General features: G+C 71.7%; 11 protein-coding genes. 6 read left to right on the top strand and 5 right to left on the bottom strand.

What is annotated here, in order from left to right:
• The first annotated feature begins 75 nt into the window (after positions 1-75).
• Both KDK95_RS22925 and KDK95_RS22920 read left to right on the top strand, forming a co-directional pair.
• Complete coding sequence (locus tag KDK95_RS22925) at positions 76-576, top strand: universal stress protein (protein ID WP_212520318.1); 501 nt, start codon at positions 76-78, stop codon at positions 574-576.
• A gap of 106 nt (positions 577-682) precedes the next feature.
• Entirely contained in the window at positions 683-2173 is a 1491-nt protein-coding gene (locus KDK95_RS22920; protein ID WP_212520317.1) for a potassium/proton antiporter, read from the top strand.
• Positions 2174-2176: 3 nt separating this feature from the next.
• On the opposite strand, the gene KDK95_RS22915 is transcribed toward KDK95_RS22920, so the two are convergent.
• Positions 2177-2860, bottom strand: coding sequence for a dienelactone hydrolase family protein (locus KDK95_RS22915; protein ID WP_212520316.1), 684 nt, complete (start codon positions 2858-2860; stop codon positions 2177-2179).
• A gap of 284 nt (positions 2861-3144) precedes the next feature.
• On the opposite strand from KDK95_RS22915, the gene thrS reads away from it, so the two are divergent.
• Entirely contained in the window at positions 3145-4356 is a 1212-nt protein-coding gene (gene thrS, locus KDK95_RS22910) for a threonine--tRNA ligase (protein ID WP_212520315.1), read from the top strand.
• On the opposite strand, the gene KDK95_RS22905 is transcribed toward thrS, so the two are convergent.
• Together KDK95_RS22905 and KDK95_RS22900 are read right to left on the bottom strand one after the other, a co-directional pair.
• Positions 4353-5705, bottom strand: a complete 1353-nt coding sequence (locus tag KDK95_RS22905; RefSeq protein WP_212520314.1) for an amidase — start codon at positions 5703-5705, stop codon at positions 4353-4355. The two genes, thrS and KDK95_RS22905, sit on opposite strands and share 4 nt — an antisense overlap.
• A gap of 85 nt (positions 5706-5790) precedes the next feature.
• Complete coding sequence (locus KDK95_RS22900; protein ID WP_307844580.1) at positions 5791-6216, bottom strand: ribonuclease domain-containing protein; 426 nt, start codon at positions 6214-6216, stop codon at positions 5791-5793.
• Between the two features lie 520 nt (positions 6217-6736).
• On the opposite strand from KDK95_RS22900, the gene KDK95_RS22895 reads away from it, so the two are divergent.
• Positions 6737-9100 carry an NTF2-like N-terminal transpeptidase domain-containing protein gene (locus KDK95_RS22895; protein WP_212520313.1) on the top strand — a complete coding sequence of 788 codons (2364 nt, stop codon included), beginning with the start codon at positions 6737-6739 and terminating at the stop codon, positions 9098-9100.
• Between the two features lie 473 nt (positions 9101-9573).
• Positions 9574-12015, top strand: coding sequence for a DNA/RNA non-specific endonuclease (locus KDK95_RS37465; RefSeq protein ID WP_212520312.1), 2442 nt, complete (start codon positions 9574-9576; stop codon positions 12013-12015).
• A 13-nt stretch (positions 12016-12028) separates the two neighbouring features.
• Here the strand turns inward: KDK95_RS37465 and KDK95_RS22885 are convergent, their stop codons facing one another.
• A complete protein-coding gene (locus tag KDK95_RS22885) occupies positions 12029-15481 on the bottom strand; it encodes an AAA family ATPase (protein ID WP_212520311.1) in 3453 nt (1150 codons plus the stop codon).
• Positions 15481-17832, bottom strand: coding sequence for a tetratricopeptide repeat protein (locus KDK95_RS22880; RefSeq protein ID WP_212520310.1), 2352 nt, complete (start codon positions 17830-17832; stop codon positions 15481-15483). Before KDK95_RS22880 ends, KDK95_RS22885 begins: the two co-directional genes overlap by 1 nt.
• A 210-nt stretch (positions 17833-18042) precedes the next feature.
• Here KDK95_RS22880 and KDK95_RS22875 point away from each other — a divergent pair.
• A partial coding sequence (locus KDK95_RS22875) for an ABC transporter permease (RefSeq protein ID WP_212520309.1) occupies positions 18043-19144 on the top strand: 1102 nt, incomplete at its 3' end.

Here is a 19144-nt window from a genome sequence, read left to right as displayed (position 1 = left end):
AAAGCCTCGCGCGCCCCTCGGTGGCGAAAACCGGCGGCCCGGATAGACTGAAGGCGTCCTGGTAGGAGGGACGCCATGATGCCAACCAGCATCGGCCGCGTGATCGTCGGCGTCGACGGGTCTCCTGGCAGTCTGCACGCCCTGCGACGCGCGGTCGAGTTCTCCCGAGCCTGGCGGGCTCCGCTGTATCCGGTGCTCGCCTGGACGCCGCCCGGCGGCGAGAGCACCGCGAGGCTGCGCCCGGTCCCCGAACTCGAACGCGATTGGTGGCAGAGCGCCGAGCACCGGCTGAACGCCGCGTTCGAGGAGGGCCTCGGCGCGGTCCCGATCGACATCGACTGCGAGCCGCAGGTGGTGCGCGGCCCGGCCGGCGCCGCCCTGGTGGACGTCGCCGACCAGCCGGACGACCTGATCGTGGTCGGCTCGGGCCGGCACGGCGTGTTCCACCGGCTCACCCACTGCCACGTCGCAGGCTATTGCATCGCCCACGCGGACTGCTCCGTGTTCGTGGTGCCCCCGCCGCCGCTCGCCGGCACGCCCCGGCATCTGCGGCACCGCAAGCGACTCGCTGCGTGAGAGTCAACCTGCGAACGGTCACAGTTGAGCGCCGAGCACTGACAGAGATCGTCCCCGCCGTTATCCTGGAGGACCCTCACCTTCACCTTCGACGACGGGCCGATCATTGCACCCCGCCAACCTCGACGTGCTGCTGCTCATCGGCGCCGCCGTGGTGCTCGCGGCCATCGGCGCGGCCCGGCTCGCGCACGGGATCGGGCTGCCCGGCCTGCTGGTCTTCCTCGGCCTCGGGCTGCTGCTCGGCGAGTCCGGATTCGGCATCCGCTTCGACGACGCGGGCCTGGCCGAGGTGCTCGGGCTGAGCGCGCTGGTGCTCATCCTGGCCGAGGGCGGTCTGACCACGCGGCTGGACACCGCCCGGGCGGGCGCGACCCCGGCGCTGCTGCTGGCCACGGTCGGCGTCGGCATCACGACCGTGATCGTCGCCGTCGCCGCGCACGTCTTCGTCGACCTGCCCTGGCGGCAGGCGCTGCTGCTCGGCGCCGTGCTCGCGCCGACCGACGCCGCGGCCGTGTTCTCGGTGCTGCGGAAACTGCCGCTGCCACCCCGGCTGTCCGGGATCCTGGAAGGCGAATCAGGCCTCAACGACCCGCCCTCGGTGCTCGCCGTGACGCTGCTGAGCGCGGGCGGGCACCATCCCTCCGGCGTGTTCATCGCCGGCGAGGTCGTCTACGAGCTGATCGTCGGCGCCGCGATCGGCCTGGCGCTCGGCCTGCTCGGCGCCGAGGTGCTGCGCCGCGTCGCGCTGCCCGCCTCCGGCCTGTACCCGATCGCCGTCCTGGCGATCATCGTCGCGGGCTACGGCGCGGCCTCGACGGCGCACGCCAGCGGCTTCCTCGCGGTGTACGTCGCCGCCCTGGTCCTCGGCAACGTCCGGCTGCCGCACCGCGCCGCGACGCGCGGCTTCGCCGAGGGCATCGCCTGGCTGGCGCAGATCGGCCTGTTCGTGATGCTCGGCCTGCTCGCCGCGCCCTCCCGGCTGCCCGCGCAGATCGTGCCCGCGATAGTCATCGGCCTGGTGCTGACGGTCGTCGCGCGGCCCCTCGCGGTCCTGATATCCACGATCGGCCTGCGGATACGCCGGCGGGAACAGGCCTTCCTGTCCTACGCCGGACTGCGCGGAGCCGTGCCCATCGTGCTCGCGACGATCCCGATGAGCGCGCGGGTGCCGCAGGCCTCGCGCCTGTTCGACCTCGTATTCCTCGTGGTCGGCGGCTTCACCCTCGTGCAGGGTCCGACGCTGCCCGCCGTCGCCCGAAGACTCGGCGTCCTCACGTCCGCCGAACCGACCGAACTCGACGTCGAGTCCGCGCCGCTGGAGGACCTGCACGCCGTGATGCTCCAGGTGCAGATCCCCGAGGGCTCGCATCTGCACGGCGTCGAACTGTGGGAGCTGCGGCTGCCCGAGGGCGCGAGCATGTCCCTCGTCGTGCGGGACGGCCGCGGTTTCGTCCCCGCCCCGACGACGCGGCTGCAGGTCGGCGACCGCCTCGTCATCGTCGCCGCGTCACGCGTCCGCCGGGACACCGAGCGCCGGGTCCGCGCCGTCAGCCGCGCCGGAAAACTCGCGCACTGGCACGGCGAACGCGGCAACTGATCATTACCGGGAGAAGCACCGCTCCAGATGCCCGCGCGCGGCGGCGAAGGACAGTTCGTCGGCCTCGCGGTCGTATTCGACGCCGGGGATCGCGCCGGGAACGGCGTGATCGTGGGTGAACCCGTGCATGGCGCGGCCGTAGACGTTCAGCTGCCAGTCGGCCTCGGCGTTGGTCATCTCGGCGGCGAACGCGGCGACATCGGTCATCGGGACGTGCGGATCCCGTGCCCCGTGGCAGACGAGGAGCCGCGCGCGCACGGCGCCGGGCTCCGCCGGACGCGGCGTCGCGAGGCTGCCGTGCATGCTCACCGCCGCGGCCAACGGCAGGCCGGCGCGCGCCAAGGTGAGCGCCGCGAGCCCGCCGAAGCAGAAGCCGATCGCCGCCGCGCGGCCGTCCGTCTCGAACGACTGCACCAGCGCCTCGAACGCCGCGCGGCCGCGGGCCACGAGCAGGTCCGGATCGTCGCGCAGCGCGGTGACCGTCTCGATGATGCGCGCACGATCGCCCGCGACCCCCGGACCGAACAGGTCGCAGGCCAGCACCGTGTACCCGAGGCGGCTGTAGCGCCCGGCCTGCCCGCGGGCGTGGTCATCGAGCCCCGCGCCGCCGTGGATCAGCAACAGGCCGGGCCGCGGACCGTCGGCGTTCGCGGCAGGATAGAGAATTCCGGGCATGTTCTCGGTCATAGCGCGGAGGCTAACAGGAATTCCCGGAGAATATATGACAGCATATCACATTCATGTATATTCCGCAAGATCATTCGGGTAACGCTTGTTAAGGGGATGCGGGTCTTCGGGCGCTCTGCTACGGTCCATCCCATGATGCAGCGCGCACCGCAGACGACGACGCCGGAGGCTGTCCCGGCGCGCTGACGAATGTCATCTTCTGCAAGCCCCGGGCGAGCGCCCGGGGCTTCGCCGTTCTCGCGTTCCCGCAGGCCGCCCGCCCTCCCGAGACCAGGGAGACCACCGTGAACGACCACCGCAGACTCGGCCGCGAGCTCGGCTTCTTCGACACCGATCCGCTGATGGGCGCGGGCCTGCCCTACTGGCTGCCGGACGGCGCCGTGATCCGCCACGAACTCGAGGAATACGTGCGCGGACTCGAGCAGCGCGCCGGATACCGGCACGTGTACTCGCCCGTCCTCGGCAAGCGCGAGCTGTACGAGATCTCAGGGCACTGGTCCCACTACCAGCAGGACATGTACCCGCCGATGGAGGTCGGCGGCGAGCAGGTTCTGCTGCGGCCGAGCCTGTGCCCGCACCACGCGCTGATCTACCGCTCCCGCGCGCACAGCTACCGCGAACTGCCGCTGCGGATGGCGGAGCTCGGCGGCATGTTCCGGCTTGAGCTGTCCGGCGTGCTCGGCGGCCTCAACCGCGTCCGCTCGATCCAGCTCAACGACGCGCACATCTTCTGCACCGCGGAGCAGGTCGCCGAGGAGGCCGAGGCGGCGCTCGCGCTGATCCGGGAGGCCCACGGCCAGTTGGGCATCGTGGGCGCCCGCTACCGGCTCTCGCTGCCCGGTCCCGGCGGCAAGTACGTCGAGAACCCGGAGATGTGGCGGCGCTCGACCGCTCTGCTCCGCGAGATCCTGAAATCGTCAGGGCTCGACTACGAGGAGGCGGAGGGGGAGGCGGCGTTCTACGGGCCGAAGATCGACGTGCAGGTGCACGACAGCGCCGGTCGCGAATTCAGCCTGTCCACCGTGCAGGTCGACTTCCACCAGCCCGAGCAGTTCGACCTGCGCTACACCGGCGCGGACGGCGCCGGGCACCGGCCCGTGATGGTGCACCGAAGCGTCATCGGCAGCGTCGAGCGCGTCGTCTCGCACCTGATCGAGGTGCACGGCGGCAGCTTCCCGGCGTGGCTCGCGCCCGTCCAGATCGCCGTTCTGCCGCTCACCGACGCCGAGCTCCCGCAGGCCCGAGCCGTCCTCGCCCGCTGCCTGGAGTCGGGCCTGCGCGCCGAACTCCGGGATCCAGAACGCGGCAGCCTCGGTGCCCGCATCCGCGAGGCCCGCCTCGTGCCGTACCAGGCGGTCATCGGCCCGCAGGAAGCCGCGAACGACGCCGTCTCGCTGCGCCTGCGCGACGGCCGCCGCGCAGGTGCCCGGCCCGCGGAGCAGGTGCTCGCCGAGATCCGCGAGCGGATCTCGCGGCGGGAGGAGTGCTTGGGCTAGAACCCCGGCGCACGCAGCGGCCACGGGCGCACGGCCTCCAACTGCGCGGCCAGGTTCAGCAGCGTGTGCTCGTGGCCGGGTCGGGCGACGAGCTGGACGCCGATCGGCAGGCCGCGGTCGTCGACGCCGGCCGGCACGTTCATCGCGGGCCAGCCGGCGATGTTCCACGGAGCGAAGAGGCTGGCGACCTTGAGGCTCGTGACCGTGTTCGGCAGGGCGCCGCGCTGTCCCCAGCGGTGAGCGGCCGCGGGCGGCTGCGAGAGCGCGGGGAGGAGCAGCACGTCGACGGCGTCGCCGAAGAACTGCTCGGCGGCGCCGTCGCGCCACCTGGCCCGGGAACCGGCGCCGTCGAGGCGGAGGGAGTTGAGCGTGCGGCCGATCGCAGCCATCTGCCTCGTGCGCCGATCGAGCCGGGCGCGCTCGAGCGGCCCGGACGTCTCGGCCGCGAAGCTGAACCAGCTGCGGACGGCGCCGTTGCCCAGCCACAGCGGATAAGGCGTCGTATGCGGCGTGACCGGATGCCCGATCTCCGCGAACGCGGCGGCGATGGCCTTGGCGGCGGTGACGAACTGCGGGTCGATCGGCAGGCCGGCCTGGGCTTGGCGGAGGGAGAAGCCGATGCGCAGCCGGCCCGGATCGCCCAGCGTGGCAAGAGCCGGATTGGCCGCCATCACGGACAGCGCGAGCGCGGTGTCCTGCACGGTCGCGGCCAGCGGGCCGTTCTCGGACAGTCCGCCCCAGACCGGCGTGCCGTCGATGCTCACCGGGACGACGCCGGTGCCCGGCTTAATGCCGACCAGCCCGCAGCACGCGGCGGGGATCCGGATCGAGCCCAGGCCGTCGTTGCCGTGCGCGAACGGCACCATGCCCGCGGCGACCGCCGCCGCGCTTCCCCCGGACGAACCGCCCGGCGTGCGGCCGCGGTCCCAGGGGTTGCGCGCGATGCCGTAGACGCTGTCGGTCGTCGGCGGCAGGCACAGCTCGGGCACGTTCGTCAGCCCGACGACGACCGCGCCGGCCGCGCGCAGCCGGGCCGTCACCGGATGGTCCCGGGCGCTCGGCGCCTCGTCGGTGGCCGCCGAGCCGTTGCGCATCGGCTCGCCCGCGACCTCGATGTTGTCCTTGACGGCGACGGGCACGCCCGCGAGCGGCAGCTCGGCCAGATCCGCCCGCGCCTCGACCTGCGCGGCCTCGGCGAGCGCGCTCTCAGCCCGGACCGTGCGGAACGCGCCGATCCCCGGCTCCAGCCGCGCGATCCGGTCCAGGGACTGCCGGACCGCGTCCGTGGGGCGCAGCTGCCCGGCTCGCACTGCGCGCGCGATCTCGCCGGCGCTCGACGTCGTCGTCATGAGGCGATTATGCCCGGACCCCGCAAGGGGCCCGGGCACCTGAGCGTCCCGGGCTAGCGCACCGGGCTAGGACATCTGGTACGGGCTAGGACATCTGGTAGAAGTCGCTGTAGTGGTCCGGGCTGTAGTACCAGGTGTCGGTGTCGATGTCGTGCACGATCCGGTACGCGTCACGGTGGGCCCCGCACGCGCGCTCGTACACGTCGTACTCGTAGTAGGTGTCGCCGTCGGGCAGCTGGCCGTCGTCGTTGTAGTACTCGCCGCCCGCGTAGTCGCACTCGCCGTCGGACAGGTCGTACCAGCCGCGGGCCGTCGGCAGCCCCAGGGACTCCCAGGTGCTCACCGCCGTCGCGGCGTCGCCGCAGCCGGAGATCGTGCAGGAGCCGTAGACCTCGGCCTGGGCCGGACCCGCCGTCAGGGTCACGCCGGCCCCCGCCGCCACCAGCACCGCGGTCAGCGCCGCCGCGGTCCGCCGGGGCAGCGCGATGCGCTTCATCATGTGGGTAGACACAGTATTTCCTTGTTGCAGTGTGTGGGTAGAGCATCAATATTCTGATGCGCTTCTTGCGCCACCCAACGTAACGCCGTCCCCCGGGCGGGTCCAGGCCTCCCGGCATTAACGCGCGATTAACAGGGTTCGGCGATCCTGGCCTGCTGGGCTCGGGAGGTCAAACTGCCGGTAAAGCCTCCGCAGGCCCGCTCACAATGCGCGGACCTGCGGTTTCCACTGCCCGCGGAAAGGCGGGCCGGCCACTTCGGCCGCCCGGCCGGGGACGGCCGGGCCGAACCGCGTGACGCGACCCGCGAGACCGGACCGGACCCGCCGCCGTCATCCGGGAATTGCGCCGGCCGCCTCGATCCGCCGGAATTCGGCCGTCCCGCGATGGAACGCGCGCCACGAATGCCGCGGCGCCGCCGCCCGTCCGGGGGATCGCGCGAAAAGGTCGCCGGCGCCGGCCGTATTGACGCAACGTTCCGGGGCCCGTACACGTCTTAACCCCCCGAGGGAATAACCAGGAGGGGTCTCCACTGTGAGCTTCGAGAATCCCGGCAACGGGCCGGAAGGTTGGAACAACGCCCAGCGGCCCGGCCCGCCGAGCGGCTACGGCCAGCAGCCGCCGCAGCCCCCGCAGCAGCCGGCCGAGGGCTACGCCCAGCAGCCCCAGGCACAGCCGCCGCGGCAGCCCGCCGATGGGCAGGCCTGGCAGGCCCAGGCCCCGCAACAGCCTCAGCAGTCCCAGCCGCAGCAGCCCGCGGGGTACGCGCAGCAGGTGCCTCAGCAGCCGCAGGCGCCGCAGCAGTCCGGCGAGGCGTACGGCCAGCCTCAGCAGCCCGTGCCCGCTCCCGGCATCGGTCCCGGCGCGCCCACCGAGCAGTTCGGGGCGCCGCCGTCCGCCGCCGCGCCCACCGAGCAGATCGGTGCGCTGCCCGCCGCCGCACCCGGTGCCCCCGCGCCGAACCCTGGCCCCTTCGCGTCCAACGGCGGCGGGTTCACGCCGTCGAACGGTGGCGGGTTCACCTCGTCCAACGGCGGCGGGTTCACGCCGTCGAATGGCGGCGGGTTCACCTCGTCCAACGGTGGCGGGTTCGGCGCTTCCAACGGCGGGCCGTTCACGCCGTCGCCCGGTCCCTTCACCCCATCCGGCGGTGAGCCGTTCGGGGCGGCGGAGCAGTCGGGGCGCCGGCCGCCGCGCACGAAGGTGGCCGTGGCCACCGGGATCGGCGTGGTCGGGATCATCGGCCTGGCCACCGTCCTGATCATGAGCCAGAACAGCAGCGCGGCGCCCGGCGGCAACACCGCCGGCGGCTCCTCGCACAGCGCCTCGGCCTCGCCGACGCCCAGCGGCTTCCAGCCGACCGCGACCGCCCCCGCTGCCGCCGCCGCCCAGACGGCGGCGGTGTTCCTGAACGCCTGGCAGAGCGGGAACTTCAAGCTGGCCGCGTCGTACACCGACGATTCGGCCGCAGCGCAGAGCGCGCTCAGCTCCTACACCTCCGGCCTGAACCTCGGCGGCCTGAAGATCAAGCCGGGCGCCTCGACCGCCGCGGGCACGGTCTCGTTCTCGGTGGCGGCCGATGTCGCCAGCGGCGGCTCCAGCACGAGCAAGGCGAGCTACGCCAGCGGCACCTGGACCTACACCTCGCAGCTGACCGCCTACAAGAAGGACGGCGGCTGGTGGATCAAGTGGGATCCGAGCCTCGTCGTGCCGGGCATGACCGCCACGACGCACCCGGTGGCGGTCGCGGTCAAGCCGGGCGCGGCGAAGGTGACCGACTCCTCCGGCGCCGACCTGTCCGCGAGCACGCAGACGGCGCTGCAGAACATCTCCGCGACGATCAAGGAGAACACCAAGTCGACGCAGGGCACCGCGGGCCTGGAGATCGCGCTTGAGGACTCGTCGGGCAACGTCGTCTCCGGGTCGAAGCAGGTGCTGTCGAAGGCCGTGAGCACGGCCACCGTCAAGACCACCATCGACCCGACGGTGGAGGCCCTCGCCATCAGCGCGGTCGGCGAACTCCCGCGCAGCTCGATGGTCGTCATCCGGCCGTCCACCGGCGCGATCCTGGCCGTGGCCAACAGCGCCGGGCTCAGCGACGTGGCGCTGACCGGGACGCTCGCGCCCGGCTCGTCGTTCAAGGTGGTCAGCACGACCGGCCTGCTGGTGGACGGCCTGCTGCCGCAGGGCATCGACACCAAGGTCGGCTGTCCGCTCGTCGAAACCGTGCAGGGCGTGAAGATCCACAACAGTACGACCAGCGCGAACAGCTCGGCCGGCACCGAGGATTTCGAGCCGAACACCACGCCGTTCAGCACCGACTTCGCGCAGTCCTGCAACAACGCCTTCACCCAGTGGTGGCAGCAGATGGCCGGCGGAAAGCTGGCGAACGCCGCGACGACGTACTACGGCCTCAACGAGGAGTGGGACATCGGCCTCGGCGGTAAGGGCTCGTACTTCTCCATGCCCTCGCACCAGAGCGGTTCGGAGCTGGCCGAGGAGCTGTACGGCCAGGGCGAGATCGAGGCGAACCCGCTGACGATGGCGTCGGTCGCGGCGACGGTGGACACCGGCACGTTCCACCAGCCGTACCTGGTGCCCGGGCTGACCGATATGGCGACCGCGACCTCGCTGCCGTCCTCGGTGAAGTCGCAGCTGTGGAGCGTGATGCGCGAGGTCATCACCAGCGGCACGGCGTCGGCGGTGGGCTTCGGCTCCGGCGTCTACGGCAAGACCGGCACCGCCGAGGCCGACGCGAACAAGGACAACTACCCGAACGGCTGGATGATCGTGTTCGATCCCAGCAAGGACCTGGCGATCGCCGCCGAGGTGACCGACTCCAACTTCGGCGCGAAGACCGCCGGGCCCGAGGTCAACTACGTGCTCCAGCACTCGTAGGCTCCGAATCACCGCCACCGGTGCGGCGCCGCACAGCGCCGCACCCCACTGCTTCGCACAGCGTGGCGAACGGCCGAGGGCCGCTCCGTACCCACTCCGGGTCCGAGCGGCCCTTTCCGTTGCTCCGCCCCGGTAGCCCGCCGCGGCCGCTTCCCGCCTCTCCGGGGACCGGTCCCTGCGGCGCTCGCTCACAATCGAGCCCTGAGAGCGCGGCTGACGGCGCGGAGGGCACGATGGCAACGTACGGACACTGGCAGCGGACGGCGGCTTCGGGCGGCGGCTCCGGCGGACCGGGCAGGCCGGGCGGGTCCGGCGGACCGGGTGCACCAGGCGGATCCGGCGGACCGGGCGCACCAGGCGGCTCCGGCGGACCGAGCACTCCGGGCGGACCGGGCGCACCAGGCGGGTCCGGCGGACCGCAGCAGCGGCGGGGGCACGGGTGGCGCGGCGCGCTGTATGGAGCGTGGCCTGCGGTGGGGGTCGCGCTCGGCGTGGCCGCGCTGCTCGTGAGCGTGATCGGCGTCGGGGGCAGTGGGAGCTGGAACCCGGCCGGAGCGTCCGTCACGACTCCTCAGCAGCGCGGGCCGTTCTACGGCGCCGTCGTCGCTCTGTCGCAGAGCCCTGCGGTCAGCTACCAGACGCCGTCGGACATGGCCGGCGTCTCGGTCACGGCGTGGGTCACCGACAGCAGCGAGATCTCGGGCACGATCGTGGTGGACGGGGAGAAGTTCGGCTTGCTCATCGTGGGCGGCAAGACGTACTTCAAGCCGCCGGCCGCCCTGCTCGACTCCTACGCGGGCGGCAGCTCGTCGGCCGGCCTGCTGGCCAACCGGTGGATCACCGACGCCGACATCACGAGCGGGTTCTCCACCGCGACCACGAGCCTGCCGACCCCGACAGCGCTCTCCGACGAACTGCTGACCGCGCTGAACGACTCGTCCACGCGCTGGCCGGCCCCCGGAGCGAAAGCCACGAAGATCGACGGCACGTCAGCGCTGGAGGCTGAGACCCCGATCGGCGAGATCTACGTCTCGCAGGACATGCCGTACCGCGTACTCCGCATCGTCCCGAGCACGACCCCGGCATCGTCCACGACCCCGGCATCGTCCACGACCCCGGCAGCGTCCACGACCTCAACCACACCGTCCCTCAGCACCACGTCGCTGAGTTCCCTCGGCGCCGTGCCATCGACCGCGCTCGCCGAGATGCGCGCCCTGCCCGCCACGCTCGACCGGCTGGCCAAGCCCACGACAGCCCACGCGAGCGCGATCAACGCGTCGTACCAGCGAGCAACGACCTCGTCGACCACTTCACCGACCACCTCGTCGACCACGGCGGCGTCCGCGGCGGCGTTCGCAGCGGCGTCCGCAGCAGCCGAGCACGCCCACCGCACCTTCGCCGCCCTGGACGCGGACGCCGCGGTCGCGACGCTGCCGAGCACCGTCGACACCCAGACCCCGCGCGGCTCAGCCCAGGTCAACAGCATCTACAACGGACTCGGCTCCTTCGTGAAGCAGCTCAGCACCGCCGCCGACGAGGGCGTGACGTTCACCGAGCAGTCCGACGCCAAACTCTCGTGCGGCGACGGCGGCTGCATCGTCACGTCGACCGTGACCGGCCAGGCGTCCAGCACGTCATCGAACACGAAGGTGACCGGCGGCAGCGTCACCGCCCAGCTCCTGGCCACGGTCGCCGTCGACGGCATCAGCGCCGGCGGGTGCGAAAACGCCTCCACGCTCCCGCTCGACACCACCAGTACCATCAGCTGCGACGACGGCGCGGCCGGCGCCGAGGTCGCGAGCGAGACCGCGAAGAAGAAGGCCCAGGCCCAGGCCGAATCAGAGGCCGAAGGCGGCGCCGAGGTCGAATACACCGTGGACTGCACCGGCGAGGCCCTGGTCACGGCACTCGCCACGATCCAGGTGGCGGTGCTCGTGCAGGACGTCGAGCAGGAGCAGCAGAATGCTGACGACTCGCCCGACCCCTACAGCATCGACACCACCCAGCCGTCGCCCGATGAGAGCACCACGCCCGGCAGCCGGACGTCCACCCAGCCGAGCCCGTCGGCCAGCCCGTCCGAGCAGCCGACGTCATCCTCTTCCGCGTCATCGCAGGAGTCGTCGTCCGCCTCGGCATCGGCCGCGGAATCAGCCTCGACCGGGACGTCCCCGTCCTCGGACACCGTCACGACGCCCTACGGCACCGTCTACCCGAACTCGCTGAACCCGTACGAGCCGGTGACCGCCTCCGCCTATTCGTCCGTCACGACCGACCCGGTCACCACCGCTCCGACCCAGAACCCCGCACCCGCCCCGGCGCAGTCCGACCAGGCAGCGGCGAGTCCGACGCCCAGTGAAGACGAGAACTTCTGCGAACGCATCAAGCCAGCCAACGCCGACGCCAGAGGCAGCAACTGGATCCGGTACACCACCGGCCGCTCGCAGATCGCCCTCAACAACGACGCGTGCTTCACCGGCCGCGTCATCTCTAACATCAACGATCCCGACACGCCCTACGAGTTCGAGATCGCAGTCCAGAAGCTTGCAGCCGACCGGCACCTGTCGGCCACCGCCGCGAACGCGATGCTCCAGAGGTGCCATCTCATCGGCGCCCAGTTCGGCGGCAGGAACGACACGATCAACATCGTCCCCTGCTTCAGGAGAGTCAACAACCCCGGCATGGAAAGCTACGAGAACAGGGTGATCGGGCATGTCCCGGCGGACAGGCAGGAGGGACTGCTGTACCGGGTGATGGCCGTCTACAAGAACGTCAAGAGCGACGTCCCGAGCGGATTCGTGATGACCGCCTACGTGATCTCGGTGACGGGCGCGTTGGGCTGGTCCGAAGTCAACACCGTGACGAACGCCTACGACTTCACCGGCTCCGCTCCGGGCTGGTACAACCTGGGCAACTGACGCCCAGCCGCTCTCACAGGTACATCCCCGGCAGCGGGCCGTGCCCCGCGGCCAGCGAGTCCGGGAGGTCTTCCGCGAGCAGCAGGCCGATGTCGCCGTCGAAGCCGGGCTCTGTGATGCGCAGGGCCTGGCGGGCGATGGTGCGCTCCAGGGCGTTGCGGATCAGGCGGGCGTTGCCGAAGGCGGTGTCGCGGGGGACGGGGCGTAGCCGGTCGAGCAGGGACGTGCGCAGGCGCTCGTCCAGCGTGAGACCGGCCGTCGACGCCATCGCGGCGAAGATCTCGGCCAGCTCTGCGTCGGTGTAGTCCGGGAAGCGCAGGTGCAGCGGGAAGCGTGAGGCCAGACCCGGATTGCTGGTCAAGAAGCCCGCCATCTCCGCCTCGTACCCGGCCACGATGACGATCAGATCGCCGCGGTTGTCCTCCATCAGCTTCAGCAGCGTGGCCACGGCCTCCTGGCCGTAGTCCCACGGCGCGCCCGGGGTCAGCGCGTACGCCTCGTCGATGAACAGGACGCCGCCGAGCGCCTGGCGGACCACGCCGGCGACCCGTGCCGCGGTCTGGCCGACGTAGCCGGCCACCAGGTCCGCCCGCGAGGCCTCGACGAGGTGGCCCGAGGAGAGCAGGCCGAGCTGCGCGTAGACCTCGGCGATCGCCCGTGCGACGACGGTCTTTCCGGTGCCCGGGTTGCCGGTGAAGACCATGTGCCGGGCCGGGGCCGTGACCGGCAGCCCGGCCTCGCGGCGCAGCGTCTCCGCCTTGACGCCGGCGGCCAGCATCGCCACCTCGCGCTTGATGTCCGCGAGCCCGACCATCGCCTCGAGCTCCTTGAGCGGGTCGCCGGGCGGGGTGGTGCGGATCCGGCCGCTGAGCGTCTCCGGGAAGTCCTCGGCGAGCAATTGCTCGGCGAACTCGGGTGTCGGGGCGGATTCGATGAGCGAGAGGCGCCGCACCTGACGGGCCATCGCGCGGTCGAGCACGTTGCGCATCAGCCGGGCGTTGCCGAAGGAACGGCCGCGCGACTGCTTGAGCAGCATGCCGCCGACCTTCTCGCGCACGCCCGCGCCGAGGCTCAGCCCGGCCGAGCGCGCCTGCGCCTCCAGGATCTCCAGCAGCTGGTCGTCGGTGTAGTCCGGCAGCCGCAGCGTCGTCGGGAAGCGCGAGGCGAGGCCCGGGTTCGCCGCGAGGAACTGGTGCATCTCGGATTCGTAGCCGGCGACGATCACGACGAGCTCGTCGCGCGAGTCCTCCATGTGCCGGACCAGCTCGCTGATCGCCTCGGGGCCGTAATCGTTGCCCGTCCCGCCGACGAGCGCGTACGCCTCGTCGATGAACAGCACGCCGCCGATCGCCTCGCGGATCTTCCGCCGGGTCTTCGCGGCCGTCTGGCCCACGTAGTCGGCGACCAGGTCGACCCGGGAGACCTCGACGAGGTGCCCGGAGGAGAGCACGCCGAGGTTCTTGCAGATCTGCGCGACGAGCCGCGCGACCTGCGTCTTGCCGGTGCCGGGATTGCCGGTCAGCACGAGGTGGCGCACCGGCTCCGGCAGCACCGTCCCGTTCTCCCGGCGGCGCTTGGCCGCGGCGGCCTGGGCGAGCCAGAGGTCGATCTCCTCCTTGACCTCTTCCACGCCGATCATCGCGCGCAGCTCGGCCAGCGGGTCGCCCGAGTCGGCGTCGACGAGGAACGCACCGGGCGCCGGGATGTCCGCCTTGCGCACGGCGCGGGCGTCGGCATCACCGTCGCGCCGTTTCCCGGCGAGCACCGTGTCGGCGAGCCGATGCGCCAGCCGCGCGTTACGCAGGTTGCGGTAGGGCGCCGTGCGCGCGAGCAGTGCGCCCGCGGCGACGGCGGCCGGCCGGGTCACGGTGCCGCCGCGCTCCTCCACGGCGCGGGTGAACAGCTCCGCGTATCCGTGCTCGTCGAAGGCCCGGGTGTGCACGATCTCGAAGCGCTGCATGAGCGCCGGGTTGATGCGGCGGATCTGCTCGTCGCCGTCCTCCTCGGTGAGCGCCACGACGTGCAGCCGGGGATGGACGTCGATCAGCCGGTGCAGCTCCTCGGCGAGGCTGCCGCCGTGCTGCGGGTCGAGCGCGATCAGGTCCAGGTTCTCGATCACCAGCAGCCGCTCGCCGACGCACTCGCGGGCCAGCTTGTGGAAGGTGGAGACCGCGTCGGCCTGCCGGGCGAACATCGCGTCGGAGACCCACAGCGGGTCCTCCCTGAGCCCGCGGCCCCGCATCATCCGGGCCAGCTCCAGCGTCAGATCGTGCTTGCCGGTGCCGTCCGGGCCGGATATGAGGACCTTGAGCTGGTCCTGCGGCTGCGCGGCCAGCGACCGCAGCGCCGCGACCGCCTCCCGCTGCCCGATGAGCCGCGACTCGATCTCCCCGCCCTCGGCCGGCTTCTCCGCGGCCCCGGTCCCGGCCTCAGCCCCGGTCCCGGCCGCGGAACCGCGCCCGCGCCGCGCCAGGCGCGCCGCGATCGGGTTCTCGGTCGCGCGGCGCGCCTCGGTCAGCCGGACGCGGTCGAAGGTGAACCCGCCGATCTGCACCACGTAGTCGTCCACGTCGACGGGCTCGTTCGGCAGGCCCCTGAGGGCGCACACCAGGCGCACCGCCATATCCACCCAGGTGCGCGCGGCCTCCTCCTGCCCTGCGGCGACAGCGCGCGCGAGCCACGAGCGGGTCTGCTTGGTCCACTGCGCCGGGCTGCCGATCTCGCACGGCGCGAGCACCTGCGCCGCGCGGTCGCCGAGCGCGGCCGTGAGCTCGACCGGGGGAGTGCCGTAGCCCGCGGCCTGCAGCAGCCCGGAGAGCCCGGCGATCGCGGACTCCGGCGCCTCCGGGATCGCCGCGCGCAGGAACTCGTGTGCCGCGACGACGCCGTCGGCGACCCAGCCGAGGTGGTTGATCGGCCCGGCGAGCTCCGGGAGGACCTGCACGGCCCGGTCGTCGGCCGCCGCGGCCCAGAGCCTGCGCTGCTCCTCCGGGAAGGCCGTGTGGTCGGCGGCGGGCTTCGCGTAGAGGGCCAGCAGCGCCCTGGTGCGCTCGCGCAGCGGGATCAGCGGATCGAAGGCGCGCACGCAGTCCGCGGCCAGCCCGATCGCGTCCTGCCGGTGCTTGAGGTACCACTCCGGCGAGTGCAGGTCGAAGTTGTGCGGCGGACGCCACTCGGTGCACGCCACGGCCCACGTCGCGGGCTCCCGCTTCGGCTCGCGCGGCGGATCGTAGAACGAGCCGAGGATCTCCTTTTCCACGTCGACCCGCGAGCCGCTGCGCACGGCGCCGATGCCGAGCAGGTAGTCCAGGATCCGGGAGAGCTCGGCGCGCACCACCTCGGGCCGCCCGTCGGCGCGCGGGTCGTTCATCAGCGCCGCGGCCCGCTTGGTGATCTTCTCAAGCGTCCCGTCCGGCACCCGCCACGGCTCGGGGTACGCGTAGACGTCGAGGATGGGCGCGTCCATCAGGCGGCCCCCCACGGCGCGCGGTTGAACACGCTGCGGCCGTTCGCCGGGTCGAGCAGCCGCTGCACGGCCTCGACCTTCCGCCGGTGCTGGAGCGGCCAGGATCCCGGGTCGTCCGGATCGAGTCTCGCCCACAGCTGCCGGCCGGCGAGGTAGTCGCCGAGGAACGCATGCCAGGAGTCGTACGTCTGCACCGTCATCGCAGTGATCTTATCCAGAAGCTCCCAGGCTTCTGATTCACCGAGCCAGCCGACGGTGGCGCCGTCCCGGACGTTGTTGGCGTACCGGGCGATGTCCCACGCCAGCGGCTCGTGGCCGAGGTCCGGTGCGAACGAGCCGCGGTGTCCGACGGCCTCCAGGCGTTCCAGGGAGTCGAGCAGTTCCCGCCGGGAGCCGATGCCCCACCAGCGGCTGACCGAGTCCGCGGTGCTCCCGGCGTCGAGCCAGCGGCTCGAGTGCAGCGTGTCGAGGGCGTGCCCCTGGTCGGCCACCTCGGCGACGATCACCGCGCCGAGGGCAACCTGCCACAGCCTGCGTCCCTCGAGCACCTGCCGGTTGCGCCAGGCGTCCGGCGCGTCGCGGGAGAGGTCCGCGCCGAGCGTCTTGCGGATCGAGGAGTTCTCAGGCAGCGCGCGCACGGCGTCGGCCAGCAGGGCCCGGTACTCCGCGAGCGCCTCCTCGCACCGGCCGGATCCGTCGGTGCAGCGGGCCAGCGACCAGCGAATGTTCAGGGTATTGTCATCTCGGTCGCCGTGCCTGCGCCTGAAGTTGTCGAGCACCTGCTCGAACAGCGGCCGCGCCTGGTCGAACCGGCCGGCCCACATGTGACGGTAGGCAAGGCAGCGGCGCGCCTCGACGGTGTCGGCGTGCTCGGGTCCGAGCGCGCGCTCGCCCGCCTCCAGCGCGCGCGAGTAGGCCTCGGCCGCGTCGGAACAGCGGTAGGCGTTCTTCTCCGCGTAGCCGAGGTGGAGCAGGGCCTTGATGGTCTCCGGGGCGTCCGGGCCGTGCACGCGCTCCAGCGACTCGACGTTCTCCCGGCGCCGGTCCGCGCACTCTTCGTCGCGGTCGGCGCCGCTCAGCGCCTTGGCGAGCACGGAACGCGTGTTGACGGTGTCCGCGTCGTCGGGCCCGAGGATGCGCACGCGGTCCTTCAGCGCGCGCTCCAGCAGCGGTATCGCTTCGTCGTACTCGCCGCGCGACTGGTGGAAGTCGCCGACGTCGTGCCGGGCAGAGACGGTGTCCGCGTGGTGCGGCCCGAGTATTCGCGCGCGCTCGGTCAGGCAGGCCCGCAGCGACTCGATCGCCGGGCCGTAGCGGTGCACGTGGTACTGCGACCAGCCCAGCCAGTGCAGATAGGTCGCGCGCTGGAGATCGTCCTCGCCGCCGAGCTTCTCCCGCAGGACGACCAGGTGCGCGAAATGCGTCTCGGCATCCTGATAACGGTCCAGGTGATAGAGGCACACGGCCAGGCGGTCGAGAGTGTCGAGGGTGTCCTCGTGCTCCTCGCCCAGAATGCGCGCCCGCTGCTCGTACAGCGGCTCGAATAGCCGGGCCGCCGACTCGCGTTCGTTCAGCGCGGCGTGGCAGATGCCCAGATTGCTGCGCGAAAGCAGCGTCTCCGGATGCTCGGCGCCGAGCACCCGTTCGCGCGTTTCGAGTGCGCGCCGATAGAGCGGCAGCGCTTTGCGCTGGCGGCCCGTGTTCGCGTAGTAGACGGCGAACTGGTTGACGTCGCGAAGCGTCTGCGGATCGTCGGGGCCGGCGATCTCCTCCTGCGTCCGCACGATGACCTGCCAGAGCGCGTCGCCCTTCGCCAGCGCCCGCTGCGCACCCGGCCCGGTCACCTGGCGGTAGAGGTCGGCCAGCGTCACCCGCACGCCGCGCAGGGCGTTCGCCTCGACGACCGTCAGATCCCGGTTCTCGTCGCTGATCTCCTCGAGCAGTGCTATCGCGTCAGCCGTGCGCCCGGCCGCCTGCAGCACCGTGGAGAGATTGCGGCACAGGAAGAACAACGCCGGGCCGTGCGGTTTCACAAAAGGCGCGATATCCCGGCGGGCCCGCTCGATATAGGGGATGCCTTCTTCCGGGCGGTCGTTCCGATAAAGACAGAACCCGTAGTTGTGCGCGGCGACGGCGGTATCATTGTGCTCAGCCCCGTGCCGCTTCATCAGATCGGCGAGGACGCGTTCGCGCAGCGGCAGCTCCTCGGCGTACCGGCCGGCCGAGTTCAGCGCGTCGGCTATCGTGATGCGCAGCTTCACCGAGTGCGGGTGGGCGGGACCGAGCACCTCCTCGGCCTCGGCGAGCTCCGCCCGCGCCAGCTGCACCGCGTCCCGTTCTGCGCCAGGCACCCGATTCGCCCCCCGTTCCCCGTCAGACCGGCCGCGCGCCGCGATCCGGCCAGCATACCGGAGCGCGGATTCCGCGGTCCCCGCGCCACCTGGCGTTTCGAGCCTGAAACTAAGCCAAGAATAAGATAAGGATCCGGTTCACTCATCCTTTTCTCATTGAGCCTTAACTTCACGCGAAGGATCGGGTCCACATTCCTAGGTCGTAATGTCATGTCCTCGACCTACTCATCAGGGACCATAGAGATGTTCTTCACCTACCTGGGCCGGGAGCTGCGCAGACGCAGTCGACAAGCCCTCGTCATCGCGCTCGGCCTGGCGCTCGGCATCGGCCTGACCATCGCGGTCAGCGCCGCGTCGTCGGGTGTCAAGGTGGCCCAGAACGACGTGCTGAAGTCGCTGTACGGCGTGGGCACGGACATCACCGTGACGCAGACCGCCACCCGCGGATCCGGCGGCGCGGGCAGCTTCGACTTCCGCGGCCAGTCGCAGAGCACGACGGGCACCAAGACCACCCAGGCCGCGCAGGACACCGCCTCGCTGGCGCCCGGCTCCGGCACGCTGGCCACGACCACCCTGACGAAGATCAAGGCCCTGTCCGGCGTCTCCGGCGCGGTCGGCAGCATCTCGCTGACGGACTTCAACATCAGCGGCTCGCTGACCCAGTCCTTCACCCAGCGGCCGGACACCTCGTCCACCGGCGGTACCGGCGGCTTCTCCCGGAGCGGCAGCGGCAGCAGCGGCTCCGGCGGCAGCTTCTCGGCCGGCCCGCCCTCGGGCAGCTTCAACTTCAACCAGACCACCATGCAGGGCGTGGACGTCAGCGATCTGTCCATGGGCCCGATGTCGTCGGTGACGCTGAAGTCCGGCCGCGACCTCGCCGCGGGCGACGCGAGTTCCGCCGTCGCCGTGGTGAACTCCAGCTACGCCACCCAGAAGAGCATCACCGTCGGCAGCACCGAGAAGCTCGGGGGCACCAGCTTCAAGGTCGTCGGCATCGTGACCACCACGTCCAGCGAGGACTACTTCATTCCGCTGGCCGAGGCGCAGAAGATCTCCAGCGAGACCGGCAAGGTCACCACGATCTACGTGAAGGCGGCCAGCAGCACCCAGATCAGCGCCGTGGCCAGTGAGATCTCGAAGACCGCCTCCGGCTCGACCGTCTCCACCTCGGCCGAGCTCGCGAACTCGGTCTCCGGCTCGCTCGCCTCGACCGCCTCGCTCGCCAACAACCTGGGCAAGTGGCTCTCCATCGGCGTGCTGCTCGCCGCGTTCCTGGTCGCCGCGCTGTTCACGATGTCGGCGGTGGGCCGGC

This window comes from Actinospica acidithermotolerans (assembly GCF_018139625.1).
Classification (GTDB): domain Bacteria; phylum Actinomycetota; class Actinomycetes; order Streptomycetales; family Catenulisporaceae; genus Actinospica; species Actinospica acidithermotolerans.
The sequence above is the reverse complement of the archived record's forward strand: the minus strand, read 5'-3'. Positions and strand labels throughout refer to the sequence as shown.

What these genes read in the sequence shown, in the direction of transcription:
- KDK95_RS22925 (WP_212520318.1), top strand. Translation starts at nt 76, where the DNA reads ATGATGCCAACCAGCATCGGCCGCGTGATCGTCGGCGTCGACGGGTCT.
- KDK95_RS22915 (WP_212520316.1), bottom strand. Translation starts at nt 2,860, where the DNA reads ATGACCGAGAACATGCCCGGAATTCTCTATCCTGCCGCGAACGCCGAC.
- KDK95_RS22905 (WP_212520314.1), bottom strand. Translation starts at nt 5,705, where the DNA reads ATGACGACGACGTCGAGCGCCGGCGAGATCGCGCGCGCAGTGCGAGCC.
- KDK95_RS22885 (WP_212520311.1), bottom strand. Translation starts at nt 15,481, where the DNA reads ATGGACGCGCCCATCCTCGACGTCTACGCGTACCCCGAGCCGTGGCGG.